Here is a 24,982-nt window from a genome sequence, read left to right as displayed (position 1 = left end):
ATGCTAGCGGATTAGCGCTTGTTGAGCGCGTCGTAAAGTTCGGGACGGCGGTCGTTGAAGTAACGGTTGGCGCTGCGCGAGTCGACCATCAACTGGCGATCCAGCTCGCCGACGATCAAGGCTTCATCCAGCCCGGCCTGAGCAATGCGGCTGCCATCCGGCGCGGCAATGCTGCTTTGTCCGCAGTAATGGGTGTCGCCTTCGTGGCCGCAGTAGTTGGCGTAAGCCACGTAGCACTGGTTTTCGAAGGCACGGGAGCGCACGGAAACATCGGCAATGAAATCGAAAGGAATCATGTTGGCGGTCGGCACCAGAATCAGCTCGGCGCCCTCAAGGGCCAGGCGCCGGGCATTCTCCGGGAACTCCAGGTCGTAGCAGATCAGGAAACCGAGCTTCCAGCCGTTGAGCTCGACGATGGGAAACTCGCCATCGCCGGGGCTGAACATCGAACGATCCAGATCGCCGAACAGATGCGTCTTGCGGTAATTGCACAGGCGCTCGCCGCTCGAATCGATCAACTGCACGGCGTTATAGATCTGCCCTTCGGCGGTGCGCTCAGGGTAACCGTAAAGGATCGCCAGACCGGCAGCCTTGGCGATCCGTCCGACTTGCTGCGCCCACTCACCGTTGTAGACCTCGGCCAATGTCGCGACCGCCTCCTTGCCGATGTTGTAGCCGGTCAGGAACATCTCCGGCACCACCAGCAGGTCGGCGCCTTTGGCCTCCTTCGCCAGTTGGTGCAGGCGCTGAAGGTTGGCGGCGGGTTCCAGTGGCAGCGGTGGACATTGGTAAAGGGCTACACGCATTGAAGATTCCTCTTACTCGGGCAGGGCGATCGGGCCGATGTCGTTGAACACATCACCCGGGCCAGGGTTCTCTTTATGTGTGGACCCGCCGAAGTGCTTCATGATTCCCCAGACTGCATTGAGCGAGGTCTGCACCGCACCTTCGACCCACGCAGGCGTCCATGATACGTCGTCGCCGGCGATGAAAATCCCGCGCTGCTCCTGCGGCATGTCGTCCTGCATGAAGTGCGCGTACATGCGCTGGTTGTAGCGATAGTGGCCGGGCAGGGCGCCCTTGAACGCACCGAGGAAGTGCGGGTCGGCTTCCCACGACACGGTGATCGGATCGCCGATGATCCGCGCGGCGATGTCGACTTTCGGGTAGATCTTCTTCAACGCATCCAGTGCCAGCTTCACGCGTTTTTCCACTGGGTGCGGGAGCATCTTCAGCGCATCGCTCATCCACGAGTACGACAGACAGATCACGCCCGGCTTGTCGTCGCCGTTATCGAACAGGTAGGTGCCACGGGTCAGGCGATCGGTGAGGGTCATGCTCATCAGGTCGCGACCGGTTTCCGGGTCCTTGTCCTTCCAGAACGGGCGGTCGACCATCACGAAGGTCTTCGACGATTGCATGTAGCGCGTGCGGTCCAGGGCCATCCACATCTTTTGCGAGAACAAGCTTTCGTCGCATTCGATCTGGGTGGTCAGCAGCCAGCTCTGGCAGGTGGTCAGTACGGCGGCGTATTCGCGGGTGTCGCCATTGTTGTCGGTGACCGCGAAACGACCGTCAGGCGCGTGGGCGATTTTCTTTACCCCGGAGCGCGGGGCACCGTGGTGAAGCGACTTGAGGCTGGTACCTGCCGGCCAGTGTACGCACCGCTCCGGCGCATGACGCCAGATGCCTTGCGGTACTTGTTCGACGCCGCCGACCACCAGATGCTGGTGATCGTCGCAGTTGGTCATCACCACACGGAAGATTTCCAGCATCGAGTTGGGGAAGTCCGAGTCCCAGCCGCCGGTACCGAAACCAACCTGGCCGAACACTTCGCGGTGATGGAACGACAGTTTGGCGAAGGCTTTCGACGTGGCGACGAAGTCGTAGAAGGTGCGGTCGTCCCAAAGAGGAACAAGCGTGTTCCACAGCTCTTTCAGGCGCGGCACGTCACGGTCGCGGATCGCCTGCTGGATATCGGCGAACTGTGAGCCGGCCTCCAGAGCGTCGGCCCAGGCGTCAGCCACTTCCTGGAACAGTGCAGGAAGATCCTTCAGGCTCTGTGCGTAATGGGTTTTGCCTTCCAGGTCGATCACGGTGCTGCCGGAGGCCGGGGTCAGCGGGTTGGGGAAGGGCTTGGTCTCGAGGCCGAGTTTGTCGACGTAGTGATAGAACGCGGTGGACGACACTGGGAAACGCATGCCGCCGAGCTCGGCGACGATGCCGTCGGTACCGTTGAACGCTTGCGAACGCAGACGACCGCCAAGCTTCGAGGCCTCATAAACGACCGGCTTCAAGCCGAGTTTCATCAGCTCATACGCCGCCACCAGACCCGCGATGCCGGCCCCGACGATGGCCACTTCGGCGCCGTGGTTGTGCTCGGGAATGCTGCCGAGACCGGCCGGGTGTTCGATCCAGTCGTCGAAGGCGAAAGGAAAGTCCGGGCCAAAAATGGTGATCGGTTTCTTACCGTCTGCAGGATGGCGATTGTTCTTGTTCATGGCTGACCTTGCTGGCGACCCGACGCTGGAGGCGCGTCTGAGTATAGGAAAAGATGCCAGCCATTCTAGGGAGCGTAGAACACGTTAATAAGACGCAATGTGTCGTCGTTTTGAGTGCATATGCTGCAATCTGACGATTTTATTGGTCAGACTGGATGGCCGCGATCAATCTTGCTGCTGAGAATGATCGAGGTCGTGGTTTTCTCCACACCGTCTACGCTGCCGATCTGATCCAGAAGTTGATCAAGCTGCTCCGGCGAATCGGTCCGCAGCCACGCCACATAATCGAATTCGCCACTCACCGCGCACAATTGCTGCACCTGAGCCATTGCGCTCAAACGGCGCAACACCTCTTTGCCGGAGCGTGGCTGCACCTTGATCCCGACGTAAGCCTGCAATCCGCCGTCCACCACGCGCTGGCCCAGACGCACGCTGTAGCCGGTGATGACTTTGGCCTTTTCCAGCCGCGCCAGTCGTGAAGTCACGGTCGTGCGGGCGATCCCCAATTGCCGGGCCAGCATCGCCACGCTTTCGCGGGCGTTGATTTGCAGGGCTGCGATCAGCTGGCGGTCGATTTCATCAAGACCTGTGGAGGCGATTTTGGACATGGGTTATCTCGGAATTGGCCTGCCTACGTGCTTCGACGTATGCGAATCAGTCAATTAGCGCATCTATCAAACCTCCTGTCTATTGGAGAGGGCGCGCGACTATTGCCAATATCGAGCCCGGCAACACGATGCAAATCGTCGAGTAAGTTACAGAGATGCGTGATTTCTGATTTTTCTCGCAAGTTCGGCCAATTCCTGATCATCGGCACGCTTCCAGTCATGCGATGAGATATATCCCTCATAGCGAGTAAAATATTTATCGATATTTGAACTGATAGGTTTGAATTCGCTGCTATTACCGGTGCCGTGCATCGGGAACAGTTTTGCGTGAAGATGATCCACACCGTAACCCTCAAACATCATTCCTGTGCGTGCAACATCTGGAAGGGCGCTATCGAGTAATAAAGCAACGGCTTTTGCAGCCAGGGTCAACTCAGTGAGTGCCTGATCTGACTGTGCAAACGCGTAACTGGACGCGTGTGCTTTAGGGATGACAACGGTGAACCCCGGGGTGTTAGGACATATTGACAGAAATGCCAGATGGCTTTCGCTTTCCCAGATTACGTGTGCAGGTGCCTTGCCTGATGCGATATCGCAGAAAATGCAGCTCATTTATTTATCCAATATTGACCGGTCAATAAGTTTCAGTTTGGAAGTTTAAAGGAAAGTGGCAAGCGTCCCATTCGATAGTGTGATCTTTGTTCGACTCGAAACTCCGTTTGGCTAGCATTGCGATAGATCCGGAAGCCAACAGCGATGCCATATTTACATTTAGCGGGCCGAAACTGGGCATGATTGAGTGTGGGAGCCGCTGCCAGGGTGTGATTTCGGTCGTGGCGGATAAGGTTTCAACCTGTTCACCGGAATGCAGGTAAACCTTACAATTGGAGTGGTTGTAGCCTCCACTCACAACAGGAACTCCACTTGCCTGAGCAATGCCTGCCGCGTCTTCAGCCAGAGAGGACGGATTATCTGCGGTGATGATAATGATGTTGGCGTCGTATTGACGCTGCAGGTTCTCGATAGCGAATTTGTCCGCTTCTATCGCTAGAGTTTCGATCGTTGTATTCAGAAAACGCGCTTCAATGGCGTACTTCAACGTCGAGACTTTAGGCTGGCCTATGTCTGCCCTCGTCCAGAACAGCTGCCGATTGAGGTTGCTTTCCTCAATGGCGTCGGCGTCCACCAATATAAATTTTTTAATGCCGCAACCTGCCAGCACCATCGCAGTCACGCTACCGATCCCTCCGCAGCCAACAACCAGTGCGGTACTTTTTTCGATGGTGTTCGTGTCTTCGATGATTGCGCTGCAAGACGATGTCCCGCACAGAAAGTAACTAGTCGTTCTGCTCGTTGCCGGGTTTTCTAATAAAGCATGGATTTGGGCCAGTTCTTCGAGGGTGCCGGTTGCAAGTGAGCCAGCTTCGACCAAGCCTTTTGCAAGACCGGCAATTGATCGTTGATTGATTCTGACTGTGCTTTTAGGGCCATCAATCAACAAGCCGCTATCTGTTTCGGCAAAAAAAGTCGAGGGGGCGATCAAGCCCAAAACGTTTCCTTGTTCATCCTTTAGATAAAAATCGATTGCTGCACTGTCCATATTGCTTCTCTGATCGAAATGAAAATCCCAGGGCAGCGGTGCTGCAACCTGGGAGTTTACTTAGTTGCAGCGAGGCTTGGAGAACACAATGCGGCCATCAGAACACATGATTCCAATCATGGCTGTAGTGCCCGATGCGACGGTTTTCTTACCCATGACTGTTGTCAAAGGTTCGCTGCCCGAAGTTATAGCGTCTTTGGTTTGCGCAGCCTGTGCATTCAAGATGGAGGCACCCAGTATGAGTGCAGCGATACCTGCAGCAGCCTTAATTTCCATATTTTTAGCTCCATATTATTAATACTAATGATTCTTTCCAGCATTTCCATATTGTGTTTCTGATCTATTGTCTGTCAACTCTTGGTAGTTTCTGACTGTAAAAGGGGCGTCTGCGATAACTTGTGATAATTAATTTTTCGTTACATTGTTTTGGCGGTTTTAACCAAGGAGAACAGCGATTGCATGCACAAACTCGGCAGCAAACAGATGAGCTATATGATCCTGTGAATCAGATCGCGGCGTGAGCCGGCAGCATCGAGATGGGAGGTACGACAATCGCCGGATTGTAGAGACTGTGCGGTCTCGTTTATGCGTTGTCTGAGGGGGGGAACGCAGATACGAAAAAGCCGCACATAAGCGCGGCTTTTTCATGTTTGGTGGGCCCACACGGACTTGAACCGTGGACCAAAGGATTATGAGTCCTCTGCTCTAACCAACTGAGCTATAGGCCCTCAGTAGGCCGCGGATTATAGCGACGGTTTCTCGGCTGTGCTATCCGAAAAATCCGATACGGATATGCGAAGAAACGTCGCGGCGAATTCCTCGGGTGGCAGCGGCAGGCTGACGATGTAGCCCTGGATCTGCTCACAGCCTTCGGCGGCGAGAAATTGTTGCTGGGCCTGGGTTTCCACGCCTTCGGCGATCACGGTGAATTGCATGCTGCGGCCCAGGGCGATGATGGCGCGGACAATCGCCGCGTCGTGCGGGTCATCGGGCAGGCCGCGGACGAAAGACTGGTCGATCTTGAGGATGTCCAGTGGCAGGCGTTTGAGGTAGCTCAGCGAGGAATAACCGGTGCCGAAGTCGTCGATGGCCAGTTGCACGCCCAGGTGTTTGAGCTGGTGCAGCACCGCCAGCGCTTCTTCAGCCTGGCTCATGATGAAGTTTTCGGTAATTTCCAGTTGCAGTAATTCCGGCCGCAGGCGGTTGTCCTTGAGCAGTTGCTCGATGCGTCCCAGCAGGTTCGGCTGGCGCAGTTGCGCGCCGGCGAGGTTGACCGACAGCGGGCCGAGGGATTCATAGATCTGGCCCCACTCGAACATCTGCCGGCAGGCGGTTTCCAGCACCCAGTCGCCGATTTGCAGAATCATCCCGTTTTCTTCCGCCAGCGGAATGAAATGCTCTGGCGGTACTTCGCCGAAGTTCGGATGACGCCAGCGGATCAGGGCTTCGGCGCCGACCAGGCTGTGATCGTCGAGGCTGATTTTCGGTTGGTAATAGAGGTACAGCTCCTCGCGCTCGATGGCGCGGCGAAGTTCGTGCTCCAGCGCCACACGCTCGCTGGCCTGGGCGGTGAGATCGCGGGTGTAGCTTTCGACCCGGTTGCGGCCCTTGGCCTTGGAGCGATACATCGCTGCGTCCGCGTTTTTGATCAGGGTTGCGACATCGCAGCCGTCGCGCGGGTAGAGACTGGTGCCGATGCTGGCGCTGATGAAGAACTCATGCTCGCCAGCCTGGAACGGCGCGCCAAAGCAGTTCAGCAGTTTGGTGGCGATGTTGTCGGCATCGCCGGGTTGCTGCAGGCCGGGCAGCAGAATGATGAATTCGTCGCCGCCCAGCCGCGCGACGGTGTCGATATCCCGCAGTTGCTCCTTGAGGCGCACGGCGATGCCCTTGAGCAACAAATCGCCGACCGGATGACCGAGGCTGTCGTTGATGTGCTTGAAGCGGTCGAGGTCGAGGAACAGCACTGCGCCCTGGCCGCCGTTTTCCTGCTGGCTGTTGAGTGCCGTCAACAGACGGCTTTCGAACAGCGTGCGGTTCGGCAGGCCAGTGAGCGGGTCGTGATGCGCCTGATAGTCGAGTTTGGCCTGGGCGTGCTTCAGGCTGGAAATATCGGCGAACACCGCAACGAAGTGAGTGATGAACTTGTCGCGGTTGCGCACGGCGCTGATAGTCAGCCAGCTCGGGTACAGCTCGCCATTTTTGCGCCGGTTGGAGATTTCTCCCTGCCAGTGACCTTCATCGGTCAATTGATGCCACATCGCTGCGTAGAACGCGCTGTCGTGCAGGCCGGACGCAAGCAGGCGCGGGGTGTGGCCGAGCGCTTCGCTTTCGCTGTAACCGGTGATTTCGGTGAAGGCCCGGTTCACGGCGCTGATGTGTTGCTGAGTGTCGGTGATCAACACGCCTTCGGCGGTACTTTCGAACACGGTCGCGGCCTGTTGCAGCTTTTCTTGCATCAAGTGGCGTTCGGTGATGTCCCGGGCGATGGTCAACATGCAGTCTTCGTCGCCGATCGGCAGCGGACGGCTGGACACCTCGCAGAGGCGTATCTGCCCGTCGCTGCGGCGGATGTGGCAGCTGAAGTCACGAACGAACCCGTCGCGGTGCAGCAGGTCGAGCATTTGCTTGCGTTCGTTGAGGTTGACCCAGATGCCCAGGTCCAGCGCCGAGCGATCTACAGACATGGCGCTGTTGAAACCGGTGATACGACTGAAGCCTTCGTTGACCTCCAGCAACAGGCCATCGCTCTGGCGCGACAGCAGCAGGCCGTCCGGCGAGGCGTGGAAGGCCTTGGCGAACTTTTCTTCGGAGGTTTGCAGTTGCTGCTGGGTTTCCTTGAGCTGAGTAATGTCGCGCACCACCACGACCAGCGCCGGTGTGGTGTCGAGTTCGAAGGGTTCGGCGGAAATCAGCCCGGTGAACACCTGGCCATTATTGCGGCGAAAGGGCATCTCCAGGTTGCGAATGCTGCCGGCTTGCAGGCGCTGAAGCAGGCCCGGGCCGACTCCGGGAATGCCCCAGATGTTGAGTTCGGTGGCGGTCTGGCCAATCACTTCTTCGGCCTTGAGCCCGATCTGTTCTTCAAAAGCTTCGTTGACCTCCAGCAGGCAGCCGTCGGAGAGCCGGGCGATGACCAGAATGTCCGGGCATTGCTGGAACACTGAAGCGAACTTTTGTTCTGACAGGCGCAACGCCTCTTCGGTGCGCTTGGTTTCGCTGATGTCGATCATCAGGCCGCGCATCACCGGTTCGTGGCCGTGTTCGATCAGGCTGACAATGTCGCGCACCCACAAACAACGTCCGTCAGCGGTGATCACCCGGTAATCGAGGCTGTGGTCGCGCCCGGCCAGCACTTCATGATCGCAGAAACTCTGAGCACGAGTCAGGTCTGCCGGGTGAATGATGTTGCGCCAGAAGCCCGGAATCAGCCAATGGGACAGTGGATAACCGAGCAGGTCTTCGGCGTGGGGCGAAACATAGCTGTAGGTGAAATCGCTGATCCGCGCTTCCCAGGCGATGGCCGAAAGACTCTCCACCAGTCCGCGATAATGGTATTCGCTGCTGCGCAGCTCCTGTTCGAGGTCGATGCGTCGGGCAATTTCCGAGCTCAGACGACGGTTGATGCGGATCACCACCGCCAGCACGATGACCAGAAGCGAGAGGCCCGGTAACCCGTAAATCAGCAGATCCGACCAGAATGTCCGGTGATCGAGGACGTTGCCGACCCAATGCTCCTGGATGCTGCTGATTTCTTCCGGGGACATGTCGGCCAGCACCTTGTCCAGAATCCCCACCAGCATTTTGTTGTCCCGCGGGACGCCCATTGCCAGTTGGTAGCGGTAAGGGGTTTCGCCGCTGACATATAAACCATCCAGTTTGAGCTGGCGCAGGCTCCAGACGCTGGATGCCAGGTCTCCGACCACGGCGTCGACTTCATCGGTAGCCAGGGCCTGCAACGCGGAGCTGACGTTGGGCATCGCCACCAGGTTGAGGTCGGGGTGATGGGTGCGCAGCAGTTCGTGGGGCGCGTAGTTTTCGACCACGGCGATTTTCAGGCCGTAAAGATCCTCGAGCTTGTGTGGTTGCGGGCCGCCGACGTGGGCCAGGATGACGATCGGAAAGTCGAGGTAAGGGCGGGTAAATGAGAGGTAGCTTTGGCGTTCCGGGGTAGACATGATCCCCGGCAGCAGGTCGATCGTGCCGTTTTTCGCCTGTTCGAGCACTACCGTCCAGCTCACCGGCTCGATGGGCGTGAGTTTGATCGCCAGGCGTTGGCGAATCACATCGATATAGTCCGCAGCCAGGCCCTGATAGCGGCTCTGATCGTCGCGGAACTCGAAGGGTGGCCACGACGCATCGACACCCAGGCGCAAATCCGGGTGAGCCGCCAGCCAGCTACGTTCTTCATCGTTCAGAGTCAGCGCGTCAGCCGTTGCGGTCCAGATCATCAGTGGCAGCAAAAAAAGCACGGACGCCAGTCTGGGCATAACGGTCTCGTTATGGCTCGGGGGGAATGTTTCGAGTGTAGACGGGCTGTGCGCGGGGGAGGGCGGAGCTGAGTATTTAATCTGCCATATAAACAAAACCCCCGGCCTGGGCCGGGGGTTCTGGTATCACTCGTCGAGGAAGGAGCGCAGATGCTCGCTTCGCGTCGGGTGGCGCAGCTTGCGCAGCGCCTTGGCTTCGATCTGACGGATCCGCTCGCGGGTCACGTCAAACTGTTTGCCGACTTCTTCAAGCGTATGGTCGGTGTTCATGTCGATACCGAAACGCATGCGCAGTACCTTGGCTTCACGGGCAGTAAGGCCGGACAGCACTTCGCGGGTCGCTTCTTTCAGGCTCTCGACAGTGGCGACATCGATTGGCGACTGCATGGTCGAGTCTTCGATGAAGTCACCCAGATGAGAGTCTTCGTCATCACCGATCGGGGTTTCCATGGAGATCGGCTCTTTGGCGATCTTCAATACCTTGCGGATCTTGTCCTCAGGCATTTCCATGCGTTCACCCAGCTCTTCCGGGGTCGGTTCGCGACCCATTTCCTGCAGCATCTGCCGGGAAATACGGTTGAGCTTGTTGATCGTCTCGATCATGTGCACCGGAATACGGATGGTGCGGGCCTGGTCGGCGATCGAGCGAGTGATCGCCTGACGGATCCACCAGGTGGCGTAAGTCGAGAACTTGTAACCACGACGGTATTCGAACTTGTCCACCGCTTTCATCAGACCGATGTTGCCTTCCTGGATCAGGTCGAGGAATTGCAGGCCACGGTTGGTGTACTTCTTGGCGATGGAGATCACCAGACGCAAGTTCGCTTCAACCATCTCTTTCTTCGCGCGGCGGGCTTTCGCCTCACCGATCGACATGCGACGGTTGATGTCCTTGATCTCGGCGATGGTCAAACCGGTCTCGGTTTCCAGCGCGGTCAGCTTTTGCTGGCAACGGATGATGTCCGGTTGCACGCGGGCGATGGCTTCGGCGTACTTGCTCTTGCCTTTGGCCAGGGCGTCGGACCAGCTTTCGTCGACTTCGTTGCCCGGGAACTGGCGCAGGAAGTCGGCACGAGGCATACGTGCATCACGTACGCACAGTTGCATGATCGCGCGCTCTTGCTGACGCAGGCGATCCAGGGCGCTGCGAACACGCTCGACCAGGGCTTCGAACTGCTTCGGCACCAGCTTGATCGGCATGAACAGCTCGGCCAGGGCCAACAGTTCGGCAATTGCCGCCTTGTTGTGACGACCGTGCTTTTTCAGGGCCTTGCGGGTGATTTCCATCTGGTCGGCGACAGCACCGAAGCGCTGTGCGGCAATGACCGGATCCGGACCGCTTTCGGCTTCTTCTTCGTCATCGGAAGCTTCGGCGTCATCGTCCTCGGAGTCGTCATCCGCTTTCGCGGCTTTCGCGTCGATCGGTGGCGGTACTTCGGCGGCAGGCGGCGTAATGCCGTCGTCCGGGTCGATGTAACCGCTCAGAACGTCGGACAGGCGACCACCTTCGGTGGTGACGCGAGTGTACTCGGAGAGAATATGGTCAACCGTGCCAGGGAAGTGCGCGATGGCGCTCATCACTTCACGGATGCCTTCTTCGATACGCTTGGCGATTTCGATTTCGCCTTCACGAGTCAGAAGCTCGACCGTACCCATTTCACGCATGTACATGCGCACCGGGTCAGTGGTGCGACCGATATCGGTCTCCACCGCCGCCAACGCAGCGGCTGCTTCTTCCGCAGCGGCCTCGTCGGTATCGGCGTCGGCCAGCATAAGGGCGTCCGCATCCGGAGCACTCTCGTGTACGGGGATCCCCATGTCGTTAATCATGCGGATGATGTCTTCCACCTGCTCCGGATCTGAAATATCCTCGGGCAGGTGGTCGTTGACCTCGGCGTAAGTCAGATACTTCTGCTCACGACCCAGTTTGATCAACTCAATAATACGAGACTGCTGTTGCGCTTTTCCGGACATAACACCCTATCCACTGAAGGTCTTGGCGGGCAAAAAACAAGCCGAGGATTATACCTGAGCTATGACCTCACGCGCCAGTTGAGGTCGGGTTTGATGCGGAAACATTGCGACTTAAAAGGTCGCGCAGTTGATTTTTCTCTTCGGCGCTCAGTTCGCTTTGACGCGCTTTCCTGAGCAGTTGTTCCAGATTTCGCTCGCGTTGGCGGGCTGACAAGCTAGTAATGGTGTCGAAAAACTGTTGTTCAAGGTTGTCTCCGTCAATCAGCCATTCCTTTTCCGCCAGCGCCTTGAGCAGGCGACCCTGTTCGGTTCCGTGCCATCGCGCGATCAACTGAAATGAGTTTAGCTTGGGATTCTTCTGTACGGCTTCGAGCAGTGCCACCAGCAGCTGTGCGTTGGTCTGGTTCTCGTCCGCGAAGTGCCCGGCGTCCTCGACTTTTTCCGCCAGTTGCGGGTGATGCAGCAAAGTTCTCAGGGCGGCCAGGGTCGGTGGTTCGACGGCGGCCGGCACGCGTGGGGCACGGGGCTGATCGCGATCACCGCCACGCTTGCCATTTTTGTCCCACGGTTTCTTGTCCCATTTCTTGCCGCCGGCACCGGATTTCTTCGGCGTCCATTCCTGCTGCGGCACATACATGTCCTGTGCCTGCGACTGATGGTAGTCGCTGTAGTCCGGCATGGCGTCGTAATCGATGCCTGGGTCGTAGGCCGGCGGCGCTTCCTGCGGTGCGCTCTGGGCCAGCTGGCTGACGCTCTCGCTGCTCAGGCCGGTGATTTCCGTCAGGCGCTGGCGCATCAGGATGCGCAGGTTGGCGCCGGGGACCTTGTCGATCAACGGTGCTGCGAGCGTGGCCATGTGGGCCTTGCCCTCCAGCGAGCGCGGGTCGGCTTCTTCGGTCAGTTGCTGGAAGAAGTAGTCCGCCAGCGGCTGCGCGTGCTGATTGATCCGGGCGCGGAAGGCGTCAGTGCCCTCGGCGCGAATCAATGTGTCCGGGTCTTCGCCTTCGGGCAGAAACAGAAAGCGTGCACGGCGTCCGTCTTGCAGGCTGGGCAGTGTTGCTTCCAGTGCGCGCCAGGCAGCATTGCGGCCGGCCTGATCGCCGTCGAAGCAGAACAGCACGTTCGGCACGACGCGAAACAGGCGCTTGAGGTGTTCTTCGCTGGTGGCGGTGCCCAGTGTCGCGACGGCATTGCGCAGGCCTTGCTGGGCCAGGGCGATGACATCCATATAGCCCTCGACGACGATGATTTCGTCGAGGTTGCGATTGTTCTTGCGTGCTTCGTACAGGCCGTAGAGTTCCTGGCCTTTATGGAAAACCGGGGTTTCCGGCGAGTTCAGGTACTTTGGCTTGTCGTCGCCGAGCACTCGACCGCCGAAAGCGATGATCCGTCCACGGGTGTCGCGGATCGGGAACATCACGCGATCGCGAAAGCGATCGTAGCGTTTGCCGGTTTCGGCGTTTTCGATCAGCAGGCCGGCCTCGATCATGGCTTTCTGCTGCAAGGTGTCGCTGCTCAGGTGTTTGAGCAGGTTGTCCCAGCCCGGTGGTGCGAATCCGAGACCGAAGTCGCGGGCGATCTCGCCGGTCAGGCCGCGACCCTTGAGGTAATCCACCGCTGCCTTGCGTGCCGGATGGCTTTTGAGCGCCTGTCGATAAAAGTCGGCGGCGGCGGTGAGCAGCGGGTACAGCGGTGAGTCGGTCGGCTGGCGCGGTTTGTTCGAACGACCGCCTTCATCACGCGGCACTTCCATGCCGGCGGCTTTGGCCAGGTCTTCGACAGCCTGGGGGAAGTCCAGGTTGTCGTGATCCATGAGAAAGCCGAGGGCGTTGCCGCCGGCGCCGCAGCCGAAACAGTAATAGAACTGTTTGTCGGGGCTGACGCTGAACGACGGGGTTTTCTCTTTATGGAACGGGCAGCAGGCGGTGTAGTTTTTGCCGGCCTTCTTCAATTGCACGCGCGAGCTGACCACGTCGACGATGTCGGTGCGGTTCAGAAGGTCGTCAATGAAGCTCTGGGGAATCAGCCCGGCCATGGCGTTCTCGTCTGCGCTGTAATGGATCCGATGCGAAAGGCGGCCGGACGCGGGTCATTGAGTGATGCACGCACGTAGGGCGGCTCGACCGGTGTCGTTTGCGTAATCGCTGTCGGGAAGTGTATCTGCCGAAAATCCACTGACGTTAGTGTTCATCAGTCTTCGACTATTCGAAAATGTTGCGCTGAATCCGCTGACGGCCTGTAATCGGCCTCGGATAGCTCATGAAGCGGGCACGCAAGCAGGTGCCTTGGGCTGATCGTCGTAAGAGGAATCAGTGGGTGTGCTCGTCAGTAGCCTTGAAAGGCTCGTCAGAAAAGACGTGCACCGCTGGCAAAAGAGCCAGGCCTGACGCGGTGAAGCGGGTTTGTCTCGGTCGCATCTGCGGCTTCGACGGTGAAGCATCAAGCGTTTTACGCAAATGCCATTAGCCCGGCTGAGGGCCGGGCTTGGCAGAAGCTTGCTACGATCGTCTGTGTATTAGTACAGACGAACGGCGCGGCGCTGTTCGCGCTGAACTTTCTTGGCGTGACGCTTAACAGCAGCAGCTGCCTTGCGCTTACGCTCAGAAGTTGGCTTCTCGTAAAATTCGCGGCTACGAACTTCAGCCAGTACACCGGCTTTTTCGCAGGAGCGCTTGAAACGACGCAGAGCTACGTCGAAGGGTTCGTTCTCTTTAACTTTGACGGCTGGCATCCAGAGCTACCTTCATTCATTACCGGGGTCAACATCCTCGCGGCAAAAGAGCACTTGAAGACGTCGGTTTTTAAGGGTTGCGGATGTTAACCCCTCATCGCTCGGAATGCAAAGCCTCTGATCGAAAACCGCTGGTCGGGGCATCACGCGGCGACTATTATGCGCGCCTTCGAATTCAGCCTAAACAAGGCGCAAACCCATGCTAGTACTGGGATTAGAAACTTCCTGCGACGAAACCGGCGTCGCTTTGTACGACAGCGAGCGCGGACTGCTGGCCGACGCGCTGTTCAGTCAGATCGACCTGCACCGCGTCTATGGCGGCGTGGTGCCGGAGCTCGCTTCGCGCGACCACGTAAAGCGCATGCTGCCCCTGATTCGTCAGGTGCTGGCCGAGGCCGACTGCGTGCCGACCGAAATCGACGCCATCGCCTACACCGCAGGTCCCGGCCTGGTCGGGGCGCTGCTGGTGGGTGCTTCGTGTGCCCAGGCGCTGGCGTTTGCCTGGGGCATTCCGGCGCTCGGCGTGCACCACATGGAAGGCCATTTGCTGGCGCCGATGCTGGAGCCAAAACCGCCGGAATTTCCGTTCGTCGCTTTGTTGGTGTCCGGTGGTCATACGCAGCTGGTTCAGGTCGATGGCATCGGCCAATACAGTCTGCTCGGCGAGACGCTGGATGATGCCGCGGGCGAAGCTTTCGACAAGACTGCAAAAATGATGGGCCTGAATTATCCGGGCGGACCGGAAATCGCCAAGCTGGCAGAGAAGGGTGTCGCAGGACGTTTCACCTTCCCGCGTCCGATGTGTGATCGCCCGGGTCTGGATTTCAGCTTCAGCGGCCTGAAGACCTTCGCCCTCAACACCTGGCAGCAATGCGTCAGCGCCGGGGACGACAGCGAGCAAGCCCGTTGCGACATCGCGCTGGCGTTCCAGCAGGCCGTGGTGGAGACTTTGACCATCAAGTGCAAGCGTGCCCTGAAGCAGGCCGGCATGAAGCGTCTGGTGATCGCCGGAGGCGTCAGTGCCAACAGGGCGCTGCGTGTTTCGCTGGAGAAGATGCTCGGCGACATGAAGGGCGATGTGTTCTATGCCCGTCCCGAGTTTTGCACCGATAACGGCGCAATGATTGCGTTTGCCGGCTGCCAGCGTTTGCAGGCCGGCCAGCAGGAAAGCCTGGCGATCAGCGTACAGGCGCGCTGGCCGATGGAGCAATTGTCAGCGCTGTGATAAGCAGCGCTCACATGCGGTATTTAAAAATGCCGTTCGCGCCCGGCGAACAGGTCGCGTAGATTGCCCCGGTGGCGCCAGACGATCAGCAGTGTCAGCGTGCTCATCGGCAACAGCGCTGCCGGTTCCTGCCAGGCCAGCAACGGCAGGGTCAGCGGAGTGGCGATCAACGCCGCCAGCGAGCTGGTGCGGGTCAGGTAGAACGTCAGCAACCAGGCGCACACGGCCAGCAGCGCGGCGGGTGGATACAGGCCCAGCAGCATGCCGGCCGCCGTGGCAACGCCCTTGCCACCGCGAAAGCGGAAGTACAACGGGAACAGGTGACCGATCACGGCGCAGACGCCGATCCACGCCTGATCCTGCAGCGAAAGGCCCATTGCCGAAGCGATCAGCACCGGCAACAGGCCTTTGCACAGATCACCCAGCAGGGTCAGGATCGCGAGTTTGCGTCCGGCCAGGCGCAGCATGTTGGTGGCGCCGGCATTACCCGAGCCACTCATTCGCGGGTCCGGATTCCCGGTCAGGCGGCTGAGCAAAATGGCGAAGGACAGAGAGCCGAGCAGGTAGGCGAGGATCGCCAGTAACCAAAACATGCTAACTATTCCGGGCGAGGACGCCCTGATTCTAACGGCGCATTGCGCCCTTGTCGTGCAGCGGAGAAAAGTGCTTGGACAGAGTGTTTATCGAGGGCCTGGAAGTCGACACCGTGATCGGTGCCTACGACTGGGAGCGCGGCATCCGACAGTGCCTGCGTCTTGATTTGAGCTTCGCCTGGGACAATCGCCCGGCCGCCGCCGGTGACGACCTGACCCTGGCGCTCGATTACGCCAGTGTGTCCACACGGATCCAGGCCTTTGCCGAGCAATCCCAGTATCAACTGGTCGAGACCTTCGCCGAGCGTCTGGTTGAAGTGCTGATGAATGAATTCAAGATCACCTGGGTGCGCCTGAAGCTGACCAAGCCAGGTGCCGTACCGGCCGCCAAGGGTGGTGTGGGTGTGGAGATCGAGCGCGGATGCCGCTGACCCAGGTCTATCTCGGGCTCGGTAGCAATATCGAGCGCGAAACCCATTTGCAGGCCGGTCTGGATGCCTTGTCCACGTTTCTGGTGGATATACGCTGTTCGCCTGTGTTCGAAAGCCAGCCGGTGGGAATCAAGAGCGGGCCGTTCTTCAACTTCGTGGTGTCGGCGTTCACCGATCTGCCGTTGATCGAGCTGGATCGCCGCTTGAAGTTCATTGAAGCGGACAACGGTCGTTATGCGCCGGATCGCAAGGGCTTGCCGCTGGACATCGACGTGTTGTTGTACGGCGAGCTGGCGGGCAACTTCGACGGGCTGATCCTGCCTCGTGCGGAAATCCTGAAAAATGCCTTTGTGCTGTGGCCGCTGTCGCTGATTGCGCCGGATCGGGTGCATCCCGGTGCAGGAAAAAGCTTTGCCACGTTGTGGGCCGAAGCGCAGATCGATCAGGTGCTGGCACCGGTCGGATTCGAGTGGCGCGGTATTCAGCTCACGCCTTCAGATCTGTCTTGAACAGTTTGATCCGCCCTCGCGAGGGCGGATCAGGTGCTTTCAGGACGCCGCCGATTCCTTGTAAACCTTCAACGCCTTGAGCCGTTCGCGCTTGAGTGCCTCGCCCAGTTCCGGGCCTTTGAATCCCTTTTCCAGCAACGGCTGCACCGCCACGCCGCGTGCCACATTGGCCGCGCCGCGCAGGTAATCCGCCTGTGGATAACTGCGTTGCTCGAGCCCTTTGCGGCCTCGGGCATCCATCTCGCACGCGACGATGAACTCTTCGAAACGCTGTGGCCGACGGTAAACGTCAAAGCTTTGCAGCAACTCGAGCAAGGTCGAAGCCTTCAGCTCCAGGGCGCGATGCCCGTGGGTGTGATATTGGCCGACCAGCAAGGCCAGTTCCTGACAGTCCTTCGGTGCCTTGAAGCGTTCGTTGACTGCTTTGATCAACTTCAGGCCTTTGTGCTCATGGGCGATGTGCCGTGGCCATTCCTCCTCTGGAGTAAGACCTTTGCCGAGGTCGTGCAGCAGGCAGGCCCAGCGCACGGTCAGCGGTTGTTTGTGCAAGGCTGACTGCTCAAGTACGCTCAGGGTGTGAAGGCCGCTGTCGATTTCCGGGTGATGGGCTTCCGGTTGCGGCACGCCGAACAAGGCATCGACCTCCGGCATCAGCACCTTCAAGGCGCCGCAATCGCGCAACACCTGAATGAACACCTGGGGCTGATCTTCCATCAGTGCGCGGGAAATCTCTTTCCAGCTGCGTTCGGCCGTAAGGGCTTCCAGTTCACCCGATTCGCTGAGCTGACGCATCAGCTCCAGGGTCTCGGGTGCTACCTTGAAACCAAGCTCCGCGTAGCGAGCGGCAAAGCGTGCAACACGCAGGACCCTGAGCGGATCTTCGGCAAACGCGGGGGAAACGTGGCGCAGAATCCGCTCTTCGAGATCGCGCTGACCGTGGTAGGGATCGGTCAGGTTTTGCTGATCATCCTCGGCCATGGCGTTGATCGTAAGGTCGCGGCGGATCAGGTCTTCTTCAAGCGTGACCTCGGGGCTGGCGTGAAAGGTGAAACCACCATAACCGCGACCGCTCTTGCGCTCGGTGCGGGCGAGGGCGTACTCCTCGCCACTTTTCGGGTGAAGAAACACCGGAAAATCCGCGCCGACCGGGCGAAATCCCTTGGCGAGCATTTCTTCTGTAGTCGCCCCGACCACCACCCAATCGATATCGGTGACCGGTTTGCCCAGCAGGCGATCACGTACCGCACCGCCGACCTTGTAAATCTGCATAAAAAACCTCCGTTGGCCCGACAGGATAACCCTTGCGCCGGACTTCTGGAGGTCTCAACGGAGTCAAAGATGAATGACGGCCAGGTCGAGTCGACCGTAATCCCCCTCGCTGTGTTCGCTGCGGGGCGGAACATGATGGGTCTTCATGATCTGGTCGCCTTGCAGGGTTTCCAGATGAATGTCGAAGCCCCACAGCCGGTGCAGGTGTTTGAGGACCTCCTCGGTGGAGTCGCCCAGCGGTTTGCGGTCGTGTTGCTGGTGGCGCAGGGTCAGCGAGCGGTCGCCGCGGCGGTCGATGCTGTAGATCTGCACGTTCGGTTCGCGGTTGCCCAGGTTGTATTGCGCGGCCAGGGTCTCGCGGATGATCCGGTAACCGCCCTCGTCATGGATTGCGGGCACCAGCAGATCGTCCTTCTGATCGTCATCGAGGATGCTGAACAGCTTCAGGTCGCGGATCACCTTGGGTGACAGGTACTGCAGGATGAAGCTCTCATCCTTGAAGCTGCTCATGGCGAACTTGATGGTCGACAGCCAGTCGCTGCCGGCGATTTCCGGGAACCAGCGGCGGTCTTCTTCCGTGGGCTCTTCGCACATGCGCCGGATGTCGCGATACATCGCAAAACCCAGCGCATAAGGGTTGATACCGTTGTAATAAGGGCTGTCGAACCCCGGCTGGAACACCACGCTGGTGTGGGACGTCAGGAACTCCATCATGAAGCCGTCCGTCACCAGGCCTTCGTCGTACAGGTCGTTCATCAGCGTGTAGTGCCAGAACGTCGCCCAGCCTTCGTTCATCACCTGAGTCTGGCGCTGCGGATAGAAATACTGGGCGATCTTGCGCACGATCCGCACGATCTCGCGCTGCCAGGGTTCCAGCAGCGGGGCGTGTTTCTCGATGAAATACAGGATGTTTTCCTGCGGTTCGGCCGGGAAACGAGCGTTGTCCTTGTCGCTGTATTTGTCCGCGCCTTTGGGTATGGTGCGCCACAGGTCGTTGATCTGCTTCTGCAGGTGCTCTTCGCGATCCTTTTGCCGACGCCGCTCTTCTTCGGCGGAAATCGGGTACGGACGTTTGTAGCGGTCGACACCGTAGTTCATCAGGGCGTGGCAGGAATCCAGCAGATCCTCCACGGCATCGATCCCGTGGCGCTCCTCGCACTGCATGATGTACTGCTTGGCGAACACCAGGTAATCGATGATCGAACTGGCGTCGGTCCAGGTGCGGAACAGATAGTTGCCCTTGAAGAAGCTGTTGTGGCCGTAGCAGGCATGCGCGACCACCAGTGCCTGCATGCAGATGGTGTTTTCTTCCATCAGGTAGGCGATGCACGGATCCGAGTTGATCACGATCTCGTACGCCAGCCCCATCTGCCCGCGACTGTAGGATTTTTCGGTGCTGAGGAAGTGCTTGCCGTAGGACCAGTGGTGATAGCCCAGCGGCATGCCGACCGACGCGTAGGCGTCCATCATCTGCTCGGCGGTAATCACTTCGATCTGGTTGGGGTAGGTATCCAGGGCATAACGGGCCGCGATACGGGCGATTTCACGGTCGTACGTCTGGATCAGCTCGAATGTCCATTCCGAGCCGGTGGAAATGGGTTGGCGCTTCTGCTCTTTGGCGGTCTTGGCGGTCATGTCACTAACCTGCGCTGGAAGAGTTCACGGAAGACCGGATAGATATCCCCGGCCGAGACCAGTTGTTGCTGGGCAAAAGTGTCGGAAAAAGCTTCGGCGATGCGTTCGTATTCGTACCACAAGGCCTGATGTTCGCGCGGGGTGATCTCCACGTAAGTGTAGTACTGCACGAACGGCATGATCTGGTTGATCAGGATGTCGCGGCAGATCGGCGAGTCGTCGTTCCAGTTGTCGCCGTCGGAAGCCTGGGCGGCGTAGATGTTCCATTCATTGCTCGGGTAGCGCTCGGCCATGATCTCCTGCATCAGTTTCAAGGCGCTGGAAACGATGGTGCCGCCGGTCTCGCGGGAATAGAAGAACTCCTCTTCGTCGACTTCGCGGGCGCTGGTGTGGTGGCGGATGAACACCACGTCGATCTTGTCGTAGTTCCGCTTGAGGAAAAGGTACAACAAGATGAAAAACCGCTTGGCGATGTCCTTGGTTGCCTGGGTCATGGAGCCGGAAACGTCCATCAGGCAGAACATCACGGCTTTGGAGCTTGGATTGGGTTGCTTGACCAGCAGGTTGTATTTCAAATCGAACGTATCGAGAAACGGCACGCGATGGATACGCGCACTGAGTCGTTCGATTTCTGCTTCAAGATCCTGAATATCCCCGAAGTTGTCCGGTTCTTCGCGTTTGAGTCGCGCCAGTTCCTCCTTGACCTCGCGCAGTTTGGCGCGGCTGCTGCCCGATAACGCAATGCGCCGGGCATGGGCCGAGCGCAGGGTACGGATAATGTTGATCCGCGAAGGGTTGCCCTCGTTGCTGATCCCCGCACGTACGGTCTTGAAAGTGTCGGTGCCGGTCAGGTTGCGCTTGACCAGGTTGGGCAGTTCGAGGTCCTCGAACATGAATTCGAGGAATTCTTCCTGGGTGATCTGGAAGACGAACTCGTCCATGCCTTCACCGGAGTTGCCGGCCTTGCCCGGCCCACGGCCACCACCACCTCCCGGCGGACGCGCGATGTGTTCGCCAGCGGTGAATTCCTTGTTGCCGGGATGAACCACGGTCTGCTTGCCGCCGCGACCATGGTGAAGCACCGGTTCGTCGATATCGCGACCAGGGATGCTGATCTGCTCGCCGTGCTCCATATCGGTGATGGAACGCCGGCTGACCGCCTCTTCGACAGCCTTCTTGATGTGGTCACGGTAACGCCGCAGGAAGCGCTGACGGTTCACCGTGCTCTTGTTCTTGCCATTGAGACGTCGGTCGATCACATAGCTCATGACTGCTCCTTAGAAGCTGTCCTGCCAAGGGGCGAGCGGTCATGCAGCATTGAACCGAATGCCAAGGGACGTACACGCTCCCCCAAGCGCTCTGGGTGCTGCCTGCACCTCGCTACCGCCTTTCGAACACCTTCCAGAGGCCTGTGTAGCAGAAAATGCGCGCACAGGCCTCGGGCTGACGACAACCGGTCTGACCGGCCGCGGTTTACTGTGATTTTCTGACCCGCAGATACCACTCAGAAAGCAGTCGTACCTGTTTGTCGGTGTAGCCGCGTTCGACCATTCGTGTAACGAAGTCGTTGTGTTTCTGCTGATCCTCTTTGCTGGCCTTGGCGTTGAAGCTGATGACTGGCAGCAGATCCTCGGTGTTCGAGAACATTTTCTTCTCGATGACCACCCGCAGTTTTTCGTAGCTGAGCCAGGTCGGGTTCTTGCCGTTGTTGTTGGCCCGGGCACGCAACACGAAGTTGACGATTTCGTTGCGGAAGTCCTTCGGATTGCTGATGCCGGCCGGTTTCTCGATCTTTTCCAGCTCCTCGTTGAGGGCGACGCGATTGAGGATCTCGCCGGTTTCCGGATCGCGGTATTCCTGATCCTGAATCCAGAAGTCCGCATACAGCACGTAGCGGTCGAAGATGTTCTGGCCGTACTCGCTGTAAGACTCGAGGTAGGCGGTCTGGATCTCCTTGCCGATGAATTCGATATAACGCGGCGCCAGGTACTCTTTCAGGTAACGCAGATAGCGCTCGCGGGTTTCGGCCTGGAACTGTTCCTGTTCAATCTGCTGTTCCAGCACATAGAGCAGGTGTACCGGGTTGGCGGCAATTTCGTGCGGATCGAAGTTGAAGACCTTGGACAGAATCTTGAAAGCGAACCGGGTCGACAGACCGTTCATGCCTTCGTCGACGCCCGCCGCATCGCGGTATTCCTGAATCGACTTGGCCTTCGGATCGGTGTCCTTGAGATTTTCGCCGTCATACACGCGCATCTTCGAATAGATGTTGGAGTTTTCCGGCTCCTTCAGGCGTGACAGTACGGTGAACTGCGCCAGCATCTTCAGGGTGTCCGGCGCGCAATGGGCCTTGGCCAGGGAGCTGTTGAACAACAGCTTGTCGTAGATCTTCACCTCGTCGCTGACCCGCAGGCAGTACGGCACCTTGACGATATAGATCCGGTCGATGAACGCTTCGTTATTCTTGTTGTTGCGGAAGGTGTGCCACTCCGATTCGTTGGAGTGGGCCAGCAGAATCCCGGTGAACGGAATCGCACCGAGGCCTTCGGTACTGTTGTAGTTGCCTTCCTGGGTCGCAGTCAGCAATGGGTGGAGCACCTTGATCGGTGCCTTGAACATTTCGACGAATTCCATCAGGCCCTGGTTGGCCCGGCACAGCGCACCGGAGTAGCTGTAGGCGTCGGCATCGTTCTGCGGGAATTCTTCGAGTTTGCGGATATCGACTTTGCCTACCAGCGCGGAGATGTCCTGGTTGTTTTCGTCACCCGGTTCGGTCTTGGCCACGGCGATCTGGTTGAGGATCGACGGGTACAGCTTGACCACGCGGAACTGGCTGATGTCTCCGCCGAATTCGGCCAGGCGCTTGGTGGCCCATGGCGACATGATGGTGTTCAGGTAGCGCCGTGGAATGCCAAAGTCTTCCTCGAGGATCGCGCCATCTTCGGTGGCGTTGAACAGACCCAGTGGCGATTCGAATACCGGCGAGCCCTTGATGGCATAGAAGGGCACTTTTTCCATCAGTTGTTTCAGCTTCTCGGCCAGGGACGACTTACCGCCGCCGACAGGGCCGAGCAGATAGAGGATCTGTTTCTTTTCTTCCAGGCCCTGAGCGGCATGGCGGAAATACGACACGATCTGGTCGATGCATTCTTCCATCCCGTGGAAGTCTTCAAAGGCCGGATAGCGGCGGATCACCTTGTTGGAAAAGATGCGCGACAGCCTCGAATTGGTCGAGGTGTCGAGCAGTTCCGGTTCGCCGATGGCCATTAACAGACGCTCGGCGGCGGAAACGTAGGCACTGCGATCCTTTTTGCACAGTTCCAGGTACTCCTGCAGGGAGAATTCTTCCTGGCGTGTGGACTCGAAGCGTTGTTGGAAGTGGCTAAAGATACTCATGACGTCACCTCGCTCGATACGTGGAGCCGACGCCGGATCACTCAGTCGATGCTGGCAGCAGCCGCGATGGCAGCTGTTGTTTACCCCCCAGAACCCTTCCGCGATCGACAATCGCGAAAGTCACTCCCGATGACCCGTGCGCCGGTGTACCGGCTCTCCCCTGTTTTGGATGGCCTGGGCTTAAGGATAGTTGGGAATTCGGGAGGTAAAGGCGAGATACGTAATTAGTTGTGGCAGACCGTTCGTCTGCCACCGCGCGAGCCCACGGGAGCCGGGGCTTGCACGTTACAAAAAAATTATTCGGAGGTGCCTTGCGCGGTTTCCGAAGGAAAAGTCGTACGCCACAGTTCGAAGCCGCCGTCCATGCTGTAGACGTCGGAGAAGCCCTGGCTTACGAGATACGCGGCGGCACCCTGGCTCGAGTTGCCGTGGTAGCAGACCACGACGGTCGGGGCATCGAGGTCGGCGCCCTGGATGAAAGCATGCAGGGAATGATTATCCAGATGCTTCGAGCCGCTGATGTGCAGTGCGGCAAATGTTGCCGGGTCACGGACGTCGACGACCACGGCGCCTTGTTCGCGCAGGGCCTGGGCCTGTTCCGGGGGGATACGTTTGAATTCGCTCATGGCGGGCTCCTTTGGCTCGGCTGAAAACGCAGTCTAGCGCGGGGCGCTGACGGGAGAAGATTCGGTGATCAGTGGTGCGACGGTGGGCAGGGCGGCCCCGTGTTCGTCGCATTTGCATGACAGCCGTTCGCCGCTGTCGACATTCATCAGGGTCAGGCTGCCGCCCCAGACGCAACCGGTGTCGAGGGCGCAGATGCCGGGCTCGTGGACGTTGCCTTCCAGCGCGGCCCAGTGACCGAAAATGATCCGCAGGCCACGGGTCTTGCGCTCCTTGTGCTGGAACCAGGGCTTGTAGCCCGGCGGCGCGGTGTCGAGGCCTTCCTTGCTCTTGAGGTCGAGCTTGCCTTCGGCGGTGCAGAAACGCATGCGGGTGAAATAATTGGTGATCACCCGCAGGCGTGTCACGCCTTTGAGGTCGCTGTCCCATTTCGCCGGCTCGTTGCCGTACATACCGTCGAGGAAGGGTGGAAGAAGGTTGTCGTCACGCAGCGCGGTCTCGACTTCTTCAGCGTACTTGAGCGCCTTGCGCAGCGACCACTGCGGCGGGATGCCCGCATGTACCATGGCCACTTCGCGCTGCTCGTCGTAGTGCATGAGTTTTTGCTGGCGCAGCCATTCCATCAGTTCGGCGCAGTCGGGCGCTTCAAGGATTTCACGCAGCGTGTCGGACTTCTTCAGGCGCTCGATGTTCTTCGCCGCTGCCAGCAGGTGCAGGTCGTGATTGCCGAGAACACACACCAGCGACTCGCGCATGCCATAAAGGAAGCGCAGGGTTTCCAGTGACTGCGGACCACGATTGACCAGATCGCCGACCAGCCACAGGCGATCCAGAGCCGGGTCGAACGCGACCTGCTGGAGCAGGCACTTGAGCGGTTCGAGGCAGCCTTGGAGGTCGCCGACGGCATACGTCGCCATCAGTGCAGGGCTCCGGGAACGGCGAGGCGGAAGGGCTTGATGATCGCATCGAAGTGCTTGCCGTCGTCGGCGACCATTTCGTAACTGCCTTGCATGGTGCCGACCTTGGTGGTCATCACCGTGCCGCTGCTGTAGGTGTGGCTTTTGCCAGCGCCGATCAACGGTTGCTGGCCAACCACGCCGGCGCCGCGCACTTCTTCGACATGCCCGTCGCCATCGGTTATCACCCAGTGGCGCGACATCAGGCGGGCCGGTTGCTCGCCATTGTTCTGCACGGTGATGGTGTAGGCGAAGGCAAAGCGCTCGTGCTCGGGTTGCGATTGGTCTGCCAGATAGTGGGTAACGACACTGACATCGACCTGGTAGCGAGGATCGGACATGCAAAAGGCCTTAAAAACGAAGCGGGACGCGGGGCGTAGCTGATTGGGATTCAGTCTAGGCAAGTATCGGGCAGTAGACCAGAGTTGGCATCCTGCCCG

Annotated in this window: 21 protein-coding genes and 1 tRNA gene; 3 read left to right on the top strand and 19 right to left on the bottom strand. The window is 58.8% G+C overall.

Going from position 1 to position 24,982, the window contains the following annotated elements:
• Nucleotides 1-11 precede the first annotated feature (11 nt).
• The 11 genes from JKA62_RS11285 to rpsU form a co-directional block, all read right to left on the bottom strand.
• Complete coding sequence (locus JKA62_RS11285) at nucleotides 12-806, bottom strand: carbon-nitrogen hydrolase family protein (protein ID WP_201817809.1); 795 nt, start codon at nucleotides 804-806, stop codon at nucleotides 12-14.
• Nucleotides 807-818: 12 nt separating this feature from the next.
• Nucleotides 819-2,501: a flavin monoamine oxidase family protein gene (locus JKA62_RS11280; RefSeq protein ID WP_011336224.1), complete on the bottom strand. Its 1,683-nt coding sequence runs from the start codon at nucleotides 2,499-2,501 to the stop codon at nucleotides 819-821.
• 146 nt (nucleotides 2,502-2,647) lie between these two features.
• A complete protein-coding gene (locus tag JKA62_RS11275; protein ID WP_011336223.1) occupies nucleotides 2,648-3,109 on the bottom strand; it encodes an Lrp/AsnC family transcriptional regulator in 462 nt (153 codons plus the stop codon).
• Nucleotides 3,110-3,256: 147 nt separating this feature from the next.
• Nucleotides 3,257-3,721, bottom strand: coding sequence for an HIT family protein (locus JKA62_RS11270; protein ID WP_011336222.1), 465 nt, complete (start codon nucleotides 3,719-3,721; stop codon nucleotides 3,257-3,259).
• Between the two features lie 22 nt (nucleotides 3,722-3,743).
• Nucleotides 3,744-4,709, bottom strand: a complete 966-nt coding sequence (locus JKA62_RS11265; protein WP_011336221.1) for a HesA/MoeB/ThiF family protein — start codon at nucleotides 4,707-4,709, stop codon at nucleotides 3,744-3,746.
• Between the two features lie 60 nt (nucleotides 4,710-4,769).
• Nucleotides 4,770-4,985, bottom strand: coding sequence for a hypothetical protein (locus JKA62_RS11260; protein ID WP_041475442.1), 216 nt, complete (start codon nucleotides 4,983-4,985; stop codon nucleotides 4,770-4,772).
• Nucleotides 4,986-5,360: 375 nt separating this feature from the next.
• Nucleotides 5,361-5,437 (bottom strand) — tRNA-Ile (locus JKA62_RS11255).
• Nucleotides 5,438-5,452: 15 nt separating this feature from the next.
• Nucleotides 5,453-9,199, bottom strand: a complete 3,747-nt coding sequence (locus tag JKA62_RS11250; RefSeq protein WP_011336220.1) for a bifunctional diguanylate cyclase/phosphodiesterase — start codon at nucleotides 9,197-9,199, stop codon at nucleotides 5,453-5,455.
• Nucleotides 9,200-9,325: 126 nt separating this feature from the next.
• Nucleotides 9,326-11,173, bottom strand: a complete 1,848-nt coding sequence (gene rpoD / locus JKA62_RS11245) for an RNA polymerase sigma factor RpoD (RefSeq protein WP_011336219.1) — start codon at nucleotides 11,171-11,173, stop codon at nucleotides 9,326-9,328.
• A 67-nt stretch (nucleotides 11,174-11,240) separates the two neighbouring features.
• The gene (dnaG, locus tag JKA62_RS11240) at nucleotides 11,241-13,208 is read right to left on the bottom strand and encodes a DNA primase (protein ID WP_011336218.1); all 1,968 of its coding nucleotides are present in this window, start codon (nucleotides 13,206-13,208) and stop codon (nucleotides 11,241-11,243) included.
• A gap of 480 nt (nucleotides 13,209-13,688) precedes the next feature.
• The gene (gene rpsU, locus JKA62_RS11235) at nucleotides 13,689-13,904 is read right to left on the bottom strand and encodes a 30S ribosomal protein S21 (protein WP_002551877.1); all 216 of its coding nucleotides are present in this window, start codon (nucleotides 13,902-13,904) and stop codon (nucleotides 13,689-13,691) included.
• A 199-nt stretch (nucleotides 13,905-14,103) separates the two neighbouring features.
• Between rpsU and tsaD the strand changes: the two genes are divergently transcribed.
• Nucleotides 14,104-15,129: a tRNA (adenosine(37)-N6)-threonylcarbamoyltransferase complex transferase subunit TsaD gene (gene tsaD, locus JKA62_RS11230; RefSeq protein ID WP_011336217.1), complete on the top strand. Its 1,026-nt coding sequence runs from the start codon at nucleotides 14,104-14,106 to the stop codon at nucleotides 15,127-15,129.
• A gap of 23 nt (nucleotides 15,130-15,152) precedes the next feature.
• Here the strand turns inward: tsaD and plsY are convergent, their stop codons facing one another.
• The gene (plsY, locus tag JKA62_RS11225; RefSeq protein ID WP_007959895.1) at nucleotides 15,153-15,722 is read right to left on the bottom strand and encodes a glycerol-3-phosphate 1-O-acyltransferase PlsY; all 570 of its coding nucleotides are present in this window, start codon (nucleotides 15,720-15,722) and stop codon (nucleotides 15,153-15,155) included.
• Between the two features lie 74 nt (nucleotides 15,723-15,796).
• On the opposite strand from plsY, the gene folB reads away from it, so the two are divergent.
• Nucleotides 15,797-16,153, top strand: a complete 357-nt coding sequence (gene folB / locus JKA62_RS11220) for a dihydroneopterin aldolase (RefSeq protein ID WP_011336216.1) — start codon at nucleotides 15,797-15,799, stop codon at nucleotides 16,151-16,153.
• A complete protein-coding gene (gene folK, locus JKA62_RS11215; protein WP_201817807.1) occupies nucleotides 16,144-16,662 on the top strand; it encodes a 2-amino-4-hydroxy-6-hydroxymethyldihydropteridine diphosphokinase in 519 nt (172 codons plus the stop codon). Before folB ends, folK begins: the two co-directional genes overlap by 10 nt.
• 39 nt (nucleotides 16,663-16,701) lie before the next feature.
• On the opposite strand, the gene JKA62_RS11210 is transcribed toward folK, so the two are convergent.
• The 7 genes from JKA62_RS11210 to apaG all read right to left on the bottom strand — a co-directional run bounded on the left by JKA62_RS11210 (nucleotide 16,702) and on the right by apaG (nucleotide 24,883).
• Nucleotides 16,702-17,931 carry a multifunctional CCA addition/repair protein gene (locus JKA62_RS11210; RefSeq protein ID WP_011336214.1) on the bottom strand — a complete coding sequence of 410 codons (1,230 nt, stop codon included), beginning with the start codon at nucleotides 17,929-17,931 and terminating at the stop codon, nucleotides 16,702-16,704.
• Nucleotides 17,932-17,994: 63 nt separating this feature from the next.
• On the bottom strand, nucleotides 17,995-19,566 hold the full coding sequence (locus JKA62_RS11205) for a SpoVR family protein (protein WP_011336213.1): 1,572 nt from the start codon (nucleotides 19,564-19,566) through the stop codon (nucleotides 17,995-17,997).
• Nucleotides 19,563-20,834, bottom strand: coding sequence for a YeaH/YhbH family protein (locus JKA62_RS11200; protein ID WP_011336212.1), 1,272 nt, complete (start codon nucleotides 20,832-20,834; stop codon nucleotides 19,563-19,565). The genes JKA62_RS11205 and JKA62_RS11200 overlap by 4 nt, the downstream gene beginning before the upstream one ends.
• Before the next feature lie 205 nt (nucleotides 20,835-21,039).
• The gene (locus JKA62_RS11195; RefSeq protein ID WP_011336211.1) at nucleotides 21,040-22,962 is read right to left on the bottom strand and encodes a PrkA family serine protein kinase; all 1,923 of its coding nucleotides are present in this window, start codon (nucleotides 22,960-22,962) and stop codon (nucleotides 21,040-21,042) included.
• A gap of 296 nt (nucleotides 22,963-23,258) precedes the next feature.
• The gene (gene glpE, locus JKA62_RS11190) at nucleotides 23,259-23,588 is read right to left on the bottom strand and encodes a thiosulfate sulfurtransferase GlpE (RefSeq protein WP_007959911.1); all 330 of its coding nucleotides are present in this window, start codon (nucleotides 23,586-23,588) and stop codon (nucleotides 23,259-23,261) included.
• A 33-nt stretch (nucleotides 23,589-23,621) separates the two neighbouring features.
• Nucleotides 23,622-24,503: a symmetrical bis(5'-nucleosyl)-tetraphosphatase gene (locus tag JKA62_RS11185; RefSeq protein ID WP_011336210.1), complete on the bottom strand. Its 882-nt coding sequence runs from the start codon at nucleotides 24,501-24,503 to the stop codon at nucleotides 23,622-23,624.
• Nucleotides 24,503-24,883 (bottom strand): Co2+/Mg2+ efflux protein ApaG, encoded by a 381-nt coding sequence (gene apaG, locus JKA62_RS11180; protein WP_011336209.1) that lies wholly within the window; start codon nucleotides 24,881-24,883, stop codon nucleotides 24,503-24,505. Before apaG ends, JKA62_RS11185 begins: the two co-directional genes overlap by 1 nt.
• Between the last annotated feature and the right edge of the window lie 99 nt (nucleotides 24,884-24,982).

This window comes from Pseudomonas sp. B7 (genome assembly GCF_016735645.1).
Classification (GTDB): domain Bacteria; phylum Pseudomonadota; class Gammaproteobacteria; order Pseudomonadales; family Pseudomonadaceae; genus Aquipseudomonas; species Aquipseudomonas glycinae.
Note: the sequence above shows the minus strand (reverse complement) of the source record. Positions and strands in the feature narration are given on the sequence as shown.